Here is a 265-nt window from a genome sequence, read left to right as displayed (position 1 = left end):
TCTGGAAGGCGGGTAACCGCTGGAGGTGACCGGTACTAATAGGCCGAGGGCTTGTCCTCAGTTGCTCGCGTCCACTGTGTTGGTTCTGAAACCACGAACAGCCCCACGTTCCCGTTAGGGCGTGGTGTGGCATGGTTCGACAGTTTCATAGTGTTTCGGTGGTTATAGCGTGAGGGAAACGCCCGGTTACATTCCGAACCCGGAAGCTAAGCCTTACAGCGCCGATGGTACTGCAGGGGGGACCCTGTGGGAGAGTAGGACGCCG

General features: G+C 58.5%; 1 rRNA gene. It reads left to right on the top strand.

Annotation, left to right across the window (positions count from 1 at the left end):
- Positions 1 to 154: 154 nt before the first annotated feature.
- Positions 155 to 265, top strand: a 5S ribosomal RNA gene (gene rrf, locus K4B79_RS47570); the annotation flags it as partial.

Origin of the sequence: Streptomyces lincolnensis, from assembly GCF_021173675.1 — a bacterium.
In the GTDB taxonomy this organism is placed as follows: Bacteria; Actinomycetota; Actinomycetes; order Streptomycetales; family Streptomycetaceae; genus Streptomyces; species Streptomyces lincolnensis_B.
This window is presented reverse-complemented; position numbering and strand designations above follow the sequence as displayed.